We start from the raw sequence: 9,301 nt of genomic DNA on the forward strand, positions 1-9,301 counted from the left end.
CGCCGCCTACGTGCTGGATGCGCTGTCGGATACCGACCGGCGCGAATTCGAGATGCACATGGTCGGCTGCAGTTCATGCCAGCAGGCCGTGGCAGAGTTCGAGGCCATCGCGCCGATGCTGTCGATGCTCGACGAGGAGCCCACCCCGGTGCCGCCATGCCCCGATCTGCTGCCCTCGCTGCTGGCGAAGGCCGACCAGCGGTTGGCCGCGAACGGGGTTGAGCTGCAGCCCGCGATGGTGACGTCGACGGCGGTGGCGGCGGAGACAGTTTTCCCGGTCTTCCGCACCGGCAACTACGCGCCCGTCCACGACGAGCTGACCACATTCGACCTGCCGGTCGAGGGTGACATTCCCGCCGAGCTGAACGGCTGGTACCTGCGCAACGGTCCCAATCCGCGTGCAGGCCAAGGCCATTGGTGTGTCGGCGACGGCATGGTCCACGGAATCCGGTTGGAAAATGGCCGCGCCGCCTGGTATCGCAACCGCTGGGTGCGTACCGAGAGCTTCGAAAATCCCGTTCCGCTTTACAACGACGACGGCAGCCGAAACCTGCACTCCAGCATCGCCAATACCCATGTCGTGCGCCATGCCGGCAAGACGCTCGCGTTGATGGAATTCTCGCTGCCCTACGAGATCAGCACTGACCTGAAAACGCTGGGCGCCTACGATTTCGGCGGCATGCTGACCGACTCGATGACCGCGCATCCCAAGATCTGCCCGAACACCGGTGAATTGCATTTCTTCGGCTGCGGCAACATCCTTGAACCGCATGTCAGCTATCACCGCGCCGATGCCGACGGGCGGTTGACGGTCAGTCGCCCCATCGATGTGCCCGCGCTGACGTTGATGCACGACTTCGCGCTGACCGCCGAACATGTGGTCTTCCTGGATCTGCCGCTGCTGTTCGACCTGGGGGTGGCGCTCACCGGCTCCTTCGAAAGGGATTTACCGTACCGCTGGGACGACCAGTACCGCGCCCGTCTCGGTGTGCTGCGCCGCGACGACCCATATGGCCAGTTGCGGTGGTTCGACATCGATCCGTGCTTCGTCTTCCACGTCGTCAACGCCCACGACGTGACGTCGCCCGGCGGGAACGCCATCGTGCTGGAGGTGCTCCGGTATGACGAAATGTGGCGGAATAACAGTGAATTCGGGACCGACGCGGCGTTGTGGCGGTGGACGATCAACCTGGACACCGGGCTGGTCGTCCAGAGTCAGCTAGATGACCGCGGAGTGGAATTTCCGCGCATCGACGATCGGCTCTCCGGAACGTCTGCCCGCTACTCGGTGGCGGTCGGCAGCGGCGCACTGATCCGCTACGACCTGCAACGCGATACCGCGGTCGAGCACCGGTTCGACGCCCCCGGCAGGGCCGGGGCGCCCGGTGAGGCCGTGTTCGCGCCCGCGGTCGGTCGACCCGACGAACTCGCCGGTTGGTATTTGACGTATGTGTACAACCCGGTGACCGACGGCAGCGATCTGGTGGTTATCGACGCCTCAGACTTCGAGGGCGAGCCAGTGGCCCGGATCCGGATGCCGCGCCGTGTGCCCCACGGATTCCACGGCAACTGGATCCCCGACTAGCGAGATCACGGTGCTGAACTGCCAGGTTGAACTTGAAAGGCGCGCAACTCGTATCACATATCAGGAGGTGATCGAGTGAGTCGATTCACCAGCGCCGACAACGGCGAAGCCGCGTTGATGAAGGCGCTCTATGACGAGCACGCTGCACCGTTGTGGCGTTATGCGCTTCGGTTGACCAGTGACGCCGCTCGCGCCGAGGACGTAGTCCAGGAGACGCTGCTGCGGGCCTGGCAGCATCCCGAGGTGATCGGCGACACCGAACGCTCGGCACGTGCATGGTTGTTCACCGTTGCGCGCAACATGATCATCGACGAACGCCGTAGTCCAAAGTTCCGCAATGTAGTTGGTTCGCTGGATGATTCGGGTGTACCGGAACGATCCACCCCCGACGAGGTGGACTCGACGCTGGACCGCATGCTGATCGCCGATGCGATGGCCCAGATGTCACCGGACCATCGAGCAGTGGTCGAGCGGTCCTACTACCGGGGATGGACCACTGCCCAGATCGCCGCCGATCTTGACATTGCCGAAGGGACGGTCAAATCGCGGCTACACTATGCGGTGCGTGCGCTTCGACTCTCTCTTCAGGAGATGGGGGTGACCCGATGACGATATTCCGGGCCATCCAGGGGGCCGACAGCTACGAATGCCTGTTCATGCCGGCAATTGAGGTGACACGATGAGGGTAATCCGAGGTTTCGGTCTGCCCGGTGACAGCGACATCCCCGCCGGCGACAGCCACGACTATGCGACCTGGGACGCCGCCTACGTGCTCGGATCGCTCTCACCAACCGACCGGCGCGAGTACGAGGCGCACCTGAGCGTCTGCCCGATGTGCAATCAGGCCGTGAGCGAGCTCAGCGGCATGCCGGCGCTGCTGTCGAAGCTCGACGGCGGCACGGTGGCGGCGATGGGTGCCGACGACCTCACCGCAGCGCCCGACATGGTGCCGAATCTGCTGCCGTCATTGCTGTCCGAGGTTCACCGTCGCCGTCGGCGCGTACGCATGGTGACGTGGACGTCAGGGGCCGCTGCGGCCGTGCTGCTCGCGGTCGGTCTGTTCGTGAGTATCGCCTGGCAGCACCCGACGTCGTCGACGCCGCCACAGGCCAGCGTGTCCGCGCTGCCGATGGCTCAGGTCGGTACCAATGCGCTGGCCTCGACGGTGTCGATCCGCAGCCAGCAATGGGGCACCTACATCGACCTCAACTGTGTCTGCCTGGCCCCGATAACCGCCCATCACGACCGGCTGGCGATGGTCGTGGTGAGTCGCGACGGCGCCCACACTCAGCTGGCCACCTGGGTCGCTGACCCGGGCCACACGGCGAACCCGGCCGGCAGCATCTCGACGCCCGTCGAGCAGATCGCCGCGGTGCAAATCGTTTCCGCCGACAACGGACAGGTACTGCTGCAGCGCTCACTGTGAAACAGCTTGCAGCGTAGGAGATTTAACCGCTCGCCATCCAGGTGTGGAACATGCCACTGGGGTCGTAGGCGGCGCGTACCTGATCCAGGCGTGCCATGTTCGGTTCGGTGATGAACGTTGCGGAACGCCGTGCCAGATTCTCGTCGGCCAGCGAGATGCCGGTCGCCAGATGCGACATTGCGGCCATGTTGGACGGGGCCCAGTCGCCGTAGCGTGCGTCGTCGGCGGCATCGTGCCAGGCGGTGTAGAGCCCCAGGTAAATCTCGTCTTCCACGCCGTAGACCATCTCGGTGCGATCCGCGGACGGCTTCCAGCCGGCGAAGACGAAGTGCGACGGGTGCGGCGGCAAGGTCTCGATGATCTTGCGGATGCCCGGTAGCAGGTCCTCGGCCGGGGCCGAGGTGAACATGTTGTCGACGCTATACCGATGGCCCTCAGGGTATTTCGCCATCACTGCCGAATACCAGTTGGCCAGGGTTGTTGGCATGTACGGAAGGGCGGCGGTGGCCCGGTCGATCACCGGGCACGTGCCGAGGATCGCAAGTGCTTTCGCGGCCTCGTCGTCTGAATCGGCGAAAACCGGCGAGGCGATTGCGATCGTCGGCTCGTCGGGTCCGACTTCCGGCGCGTTGCGCGAGGTGAGGATCTGCAGTTCAACCCGATCATCGACCTCGCGGCTGATCGAGCGCCCCCAGCTGAACACCTCGTCGGCGACGTCGACCGGGTACAGGTACAGACATGTGCCCAGGACGGCCGGACGGCGGTGCAGTCGCAACGTGAATGACGTGACCACACCGAAGAATCCGGGCCCGCTGCCGCGCGCGGCCCAGTACAGGTCGGGGTGCTGCTCAGGGTCGCAGTAGAGCATGTCCCCGTCGGCGGTGACGACCTCCAGCCCGAGCACGCTCTCGCACGCCGGCCCGACGACCTTGCTGTTCCAGCCGTATCCACCCTGAAGCAGATACCCACCGAGGCGAATGCCCTCGCAGTGGCCCGACGGGAAGAACAGGCCCTGAGCATCGAGGTCGGTCGCGAACGCGCTGGCGACCACGCCGGGCCCGACGTGGGCGATCATCGCATCGGTGTCGACACGGCGGTGATCGAGACGGCTCACGTCGAGCAGCATCCCGCCATCGCGCAGATGGCTTGCGTTCCAACTGTGTCCGCCCGAACGAACGCCGACCTGGTAACCCTGGGCCCGGGCGTAGCGGATCGCAGCGACGACGTCATCGGTGTCGCACGCTTGCACGATCACCTCGGGAAAACGCTGCGGCAGAAGGCTATTCCACACCGTCTCGCGACGGGCCGCCTCGTAGCCGTCTACACCGCGGTGGAAGAACCGCTTTGCGGTGAGTAGCGCCATTGATCCCCCTTTTCTGTGCCCGTCAGGTAGTCCGCGATCTGACTGGCTAATGGTGTGGCCGCCAGCCGGATCGCCCGCAACGGGCCGCTGGGTGGGATGCCGTAGCCGATCGCGAACATCCCGCCGCCCATGTCTGAGGCGAAGCCGCCGGGCGGGTTGCCGTGTTCGTCGAGCACGCCGAGGTGGCCGACCAGGCCGTCCAGATCGGGGTCGAAGCCGGTCGCGGCAATGATCACGTCGGGCGTGATGCCGGTGCCGTCGGCCAGGATCACCCGTTCGGATTCGAGTGCTGTGACCGCGGCCACCACGTCGATCCGGCGCGCTCGTACAACGTCGACCAGCTCGTCGGCCAGCGTGGGGATTCGGCCGCGCTGTTCCACGGTCGCCTTCAGTCCGAGCGGTGGCCGGCCGAAGCCGAACACCGATACATCGCCCAGCAGCAGACGGTTGAGCCGCGTTATCACCGGATCGACGATGCGTGCCGGCACCCGGGCGAACAATTCCAGGAAGATGTCCGAGGGAATCGGGCCGATGGCGCGGCGCACCAGATGTGGTGGCGTGCGCACCGCCAACCAGACCTTACCCGCGCCGTTGTCGGCCAGCTGGACGGCGATGTCGGCGGCCGAATTCCCCGCGCCGACAACAAGGATGTTGCGATCGCGGAACGGCCACGCATTGCGGAAGTCGACGGAATGGACCACTTCGCCGGCGAATTCGCCGAGTCCGGGCCATGGCGGGATGGTGGGCGTGCGATAGCGGCCGGTGGCCAGTACGACCGCGGACGTTGCGATGTCACCCTGCGAGGTGTCCACCCGCCAGCCCTCGGCCGCGCGCTCGATGCGGTAGACCTCGCTGCCCAGCGCGAGCCTGAGGTTCTGCTGCCGGACGTAGCTGTCGAAATACCCGACCATGTCCTCCTTGGAAGGCCAGCGGCCGGCGCCGAGAGGAATCCGTTGCCCGGGCAGATGCGACAGATAACCATTGGTGTTCAACCGGAAGTTGTCGTAGCGGTTGCGCCACGACATCGCGGGTGCGGAGGCTTTGTCGACGACCAGCGCCGCAATTCGGTGGCGGTGCTCGAGTTCGCGCGCGACGGCCAGACCACCAGGCCCTGCTCCGACGATAACGACGTCATGTCTGTTCCGGCGGTTACTGAACACAGGCTGCACGTGGATAACACGATTGCCGATGTCGGGTGGTTCACAGCAAATGGGTTTGAACCCAAGCGGCCCCCGGGTCGTGTCTCTGGTATGTCGAGAAAGCACCGGGTGGTCGACCACATCGTCGGTCATCTTGCGAGGACCGGAGTCGAGTACATCTTCGGCGTCGATGGTGCCAACATCGAGGACCTCTACGACGCAGCGTATTTCCGGCCGGACGTCACCGCCGTGCTGGCCAAGCACGAGTTTTCCGCCGCGACGATGGCCGACGGCTACAGTCGCAGCGGCGCCGGCCTGGGCGTAGTCGCCGCGACCTCCGGTGGGGGCGCGCTGAATCTTGTTCCCGCCCTGGGTGAATCGTTCACCAGCCGCATACCGATCTTGGCGCTGGTCGGCCAGCCGGCGACCACTATGGATGGTTTGGGCAGCTTCCAGGACACCAGCGGTCGCAACGGCTCATTGAACGCCGAGGCGTTGTTCTCGCAAATATCGGTGTTCTGTCGGCGGGTAACCAGCGCCGCGGATATCGTCTCCGCGCTGCCGGCGGCCATCGCGGCGGCACAAACAGGAGGCCCCGCAGTACTGTTGCTGCCCAAAGACATTCAGCAATCCATCATTGACCGGGCATGCTCGCCGGATGCCGATCGGCAACGGACAGTCGGTAATCCACACCCAATTGTGCGCGCGCTGCGGCGGGTGACCGGGCCGGTCACGATCATCGCCGGCGAGCAAGTGGCCCGCGACGACGCGCGTGCCGAGCTGGCCTCACTTCGGGCAGTGTTACGCGCACGCGTGGCCTGTGTACCGGATGCCAAGGACGTCGCGGGAACGCCGGGCTTCGGCTCGTCGTCGGCGCTGGGTGTGACCGGTGTCATGGGTCACCCCGGTGTGGCAGAGGCGGTGGCCGGTAGCGGGCTGTGCCTGGTGGTGGGGACCCGGTTGCCGGTGACCTCGCGCGCAGGTCTCGACGACGCGCTGGCCGCCGTGCCGACGATCTCGATCGGATCGGCGCCGCCATACTTCCCGTGCACCCACGTCCACACCGACGACCTGAAGATGTCGCTGCGGATGCTGACCGACGCACTCGTCGGCGCGGGACGGCCCACCGGCGTTCGGGTGCCCGACGCGATCGCGCATACCGAGCTCACCCCGCCGGCTTTCGACGGTCCGGGCGTTCGTTACCGCGACGCGATGGCAGAGCTGGATGAGCTACTGCCCGCCGGGGTCGACATCGTCGTCGATGCCGGCAACACCGGCGCGGCGGCCATTCACTATCTGCCGGTGCGGCGCAGGGGACGGTTCGCGGTCGCCCTGGGCATGGGCGGCATGGGCTACAGCTTCGGTGCCGGAATCGGAATGGCCTTCGCCCGCAGAAAGACTCAAGAGGCTGGCCGTCGAGTGGTGGTGATCGCCGGGGACGGCGCGTTCTACATGCACGGCATGGAGGTGCACACCGCAGTGCATTACCGGCTTCCGGTGACCTTCGTCTTGCTCAACAATAACGCCCACGCCATGTGCGTGACCCGAGAGCAGCTCTACTACAACGACTTCTACAGCTATAACCGGTTTTCGCCCAGCCACCTCGGGGCTGGCCTGGCCGCGATGTTCCCCAAGCTGTCGTCGGTAGACGTCAGCGACACGACGGGGCTGGCCTCCGCCGTGCGCGCCTCGTTGGACGTCGACGGTCCGGCGGTGATCAGCGTGGAATGCGCCGCCGACGAAATCCCGCCCTTTGCACCATTTCTCGGCACGATTGTAACCAACCGCTCTACTAATCAACATGTTTCACTACAGGAGGACCACGCCCATGTCGCTGCCAGCGCTTGACGATATCGCCGCCCACACCGGCACCACCGAGCCGATCGACGGCGTGGTCCGGATCGAGACCACGCCGCTGGAGGAGACGGCCGCACACTTCTTCACGCAGATGCGGTCGGTGTATCCGCACGAAGAGGTTTTCGGTCAGTACTGCACGGTCAACGACTATGTCGACTGCCCGCCCGACGAGCTCTTCGAGTACCTGTCGGACACCCGAAGCCTCGAGGAGTGGACCTACACCCTGCGTGACTTCACCCCTACCGAGGAACAGGGGCTCTGGCTGGCCTACGACCGGCTGCTTCCGGACACCGAGATCTATACCCGCACGGTTTCCAACGCCGAGGCGCGTACCGTCGACTATCACTGCGCGTGGGACCAGGGCAAGCACCTGTGGATGATCTACGTGATGCGCGTCCTCGACGCGCAGGTGGTGTTGAACAAGCCCGGTTCTGTTGTGTTGTGGACCAATTGCCGTCATCCGTTCTACGACAAGAACCCGTACCCCGACGCCGGCCCGGCCGAGCGCACCGGTTGGGTCGGCGACTTCTGGGACTTGTTCGGTGCCGGCCACGGGATCGAGCTGAACAACCTCAAGACCATCGCCGAATACCGCCACCGCAATGGACTGCCGGTCACCCCGGCCTGGATGAGATGAGAACGATCGTGAGTCAGCCAGCAGTCAGCCTTATCGACGTCGCCAGCTATCTGCCCGGCGAACCGATCGGCGCCGACTACTACGCGCAGTTCGCCGAATCCGACGAATTACGTGACAACCTCATGTTCCGTGCGCCCTCGTTCCGTCATCACGTCGGGCCCGACGAGACCGCGATCGACATGGTCGAACGCGCGGCACAGGGACTGATCGAGCGGCATGGACGCGACGTCATCGAAAACGTCGACATTTTGATCACCCACACCCAGGTGCCGGACATGCCGTTCTATGGTGGCGGCGGCGGAATGGCGCATCGGCTGGGCATGCGCCCGTCGTGGGTACTGGATTTGCACAACGGCGGATGTGCGGCATTTGTGTTGGCGCTCAACACGGCCCGTCGATTGCTGGCATCGGGTGAAGGGCGCACCGCGCTGATCGCGATCGCACAGAACGCGGCCGGGCAGGTCTTCGACCAGCCCGGGGTGCGCCGGAAGGCGCAATCGTCCGTGCCCGGTGACGGCGCCGCGGTTGGACTAGTCACTGTGTCGGACGAGTCGCCCATACTCGACATCGAGTGCCGCACCTACGGCGAATTCGCCGGCGACATGACGCTCGCCATCGACCCACCGCGCAAGTGGTGGCAGGCCCGGACGGGTGAGGCCTCCATCGGGTTCACCGAAACCAAGATCAGCAAGGTGCTGGCCCGGGGGAACCGTCAGGTCCCAGAGGTGGCGTACGCGGTGTGTGATCGAATCGGGCTGAAGCCCAAAGACATCGACCTGCTGGTCACCAATCAGCCCAACCGGGTGTTCCTGCGTAATTGGCGCGAGGCGCTTGAGGTGCCCGAGGAACGCCACCGCGACACCTTTGACGAGTGCGGCAACCTGTTCGGAGCCGGCATCCCGATCAACCTGGATCGCGCTATCTCCGAGGGGCAAATCGAGGCCGGCGACGTGATCATGATGGCTGCGTTCGCGCATGCCGGTGACTTCGCCGGCGCGGCCGCGGTGCGTTGGGGAGGGCGTAACTGATGGCCCACCCCGCGCTCGGGACTTCGGTGACCGCCGAGATACTCTCCTCGCTCCCGCTGGCGGTTGACCCACTCGCCCTGTCGCTCAACGAAAGTCCCTTTCCACCCCTGCCTGCGGTGCGCTCAGCGTTGGACCACTGCCTCGACGTGGCCAATCGTTATCCGGAGTTCCTGCCCGGACAGTTGCGGCGAATGATCGCTGACCGGGTCGGGGTGGACGAGGACCAGGTGGTGCTCGGGGCGGGAGCATCGGGGGTGGCCTTGCAG

The 9,301-nt window shown here is 65.3% G+C and carries 8 protein-coding genes and 1 pseudogene; 7 read left to right on the forward strand and 2 right to left on the reverse strand.

Translation table 11 applies throughout. From position 1 onward, the window contains the following. From VGH54_RS21770 to VGH54_RS21780, 3 genes are all read left to right on the forward strand, one after another. Positions 1–1,585 (forward strand): carotenoid oxygenase family protein (locus VGH54_RS21770; RefSeq protein WP_331514171.1); only part of this gene is annotated, 1,585 nt, incomplete at its 5' end. 75 nt (positions 1,586–1,660) lie between these two features. Continuing rightward, positions 1,661–2,194 carry a sigma-70 family RNA polymerase sigma factor gene (locus VGH54_RS21775; RefSeq protein WP_331514172.1) on the forward strand — a complete coding sequence of 178 codons (534 nt, stop codon included), beginning with the start codon at positions 1,661–1,663 and terminating at the stop codon, positions 2,192–2,194. A gap of 70 nt (positions 2,195–2,264) precedes the next feature. Further along, positions 2,265–3,011, forward strand: coding sequence for a zf-HC2 domain-containing protein (locus tag VGH54_RS21780; RefSeq protein WP_331514174.1), 747 nt, complete (start codon positions 2,265–2,267; stop codon positions 3,009–3,011). 22 nt (positions 3,012–3,033) lie between these two features. Here VGH54_RS21780 and VGH54_RS21785 read toward each other — a convergent pair whose 3' ends face one another. Next, positions 3,034–4,374 (reverse strand): FAD-binding oxidoreductase, encoded by a 1,341-nt coding sequence (locus VGH54_RS21785; RefSeq protein WP_331514175.1) that lies wholly within the window; start codon positions 4,372–4,374, stop codon positions 3,034–3,036. Then, complete coding sequence (locus VGH54_RS21790) at positions 4,332–5,534, reverse strand: NAD(P)/FAD-dependent oxidoreductase (RefSeq protein ID WP_331514176.1); 1,203 nt, start codon at positions 5,532–5,534, stop codon at positions 4,332–4,334. The genes VGH54_RS21785 and VGH54_RS21790 overlap by 43 nt, the downstream gene beginning before the upstream one ends. A gap of 90 nt (positions 5,535–5,624) precedes the next feature. On the opposite strand from VGH54_RS21790, the gene VGH54_RS21795 reads away from it, so the two are divergent. The 4 genes and pseudogenes from VGH54_RS21795 to VGH54_RS21810 all read left to right on the forward strand — a co-directional run. After that, the gene (locus VGH54_RS21795; protein WP_331514177.1) at positions 5,625–7,361 is read left to right on the forward strand and encodes a thiamine pyrophosphate-binding protein; all 1,737 of its coding nucleotides are present in this window, start codon (positions 5,625–5,627) and stop codon (positions 7,359–7,361) included. After that, entirely contained in the window at positions 7,342–8,007 is a 666-nt protein-coding gene (locus VGH54_RS21800; RefSeq protein ID WP_331514178.1) for an SRPBCC family protein, read from the forward strand. Before VGH54_RS21795 ends, VGH54_RS21800 begins: the two co-directional genes overlap by 20 nt. After that, positions 8,004–9,035, forward strand: a complete 1,032-nt coding sequence (locus VGH54_RS21805; protein ID WP_414688765.1) for a 3-oxoacyl-ACP synthase III family protein — start codon at positions 8,004–8,006, stop codon at positions 9,033–9,035. Before VGH54_RS21800 ends, VGH54_RS21805 begins: the two co-directional genes overlap by 4 nt. Next, positions 9,035–9,301: pseudogene (locus tag VGH54_RS21810) on the forward strand (aminotransferase); the annotation flags it as partial. The gene VGH54_RS21805 and the pseudogene VGH54_RS21810, both read left to right, overlap by 1 nt.

Origin of the sequence: Mycobacterium sp. (assembly GCF_036488105.1) — a bacterium.
Lineage (GTDB): Bacteria > Actinomycetota > Actinomycetes > Mycobacteriales > Mycobacteriaceae > Mycobacterium.

Excerpts from the sequence above, each read along its gene's own strand:
- VGH54_RS21780 (WP_331514174.1), top strand. The coding sequence starts at position 2,265 with ATGAGGGTAATCCGAGGTTTCGGTCTGCCCGGTGACAGCGACATCCCC.
- VGH54_RS21785 (WP_331514175.1), bottom strand. The coding sequence starts at position 4,374 with ATGGCGCTACTCACCGCAAAGCGGTTCTTCCACCGCGGTGTAGACGGC.
- VGH54_RS21800 (WP_331514178.1), top strand. The coding sequence starts at position 7,342 with ATGTCGCTGCCAGCGCTTGACGATATCGCCGCCCACACCGGCACCACC.
- VGH54_RS21805 (WP_414688765.1), top strand. The coding sequence starts at position 8,004 with ATGAGAACGATCGTGAGTCAGCCAGCAGTCAGCCTTATCGACGTCGCC.
- VGH54_RS21795 (WP_331514177.1), top strand. The coding sequence starts at position 5,625 with ATGTCGAGAAAGCACCGGGTGGTCGACCACATCGTCGGTCATCTTGCG.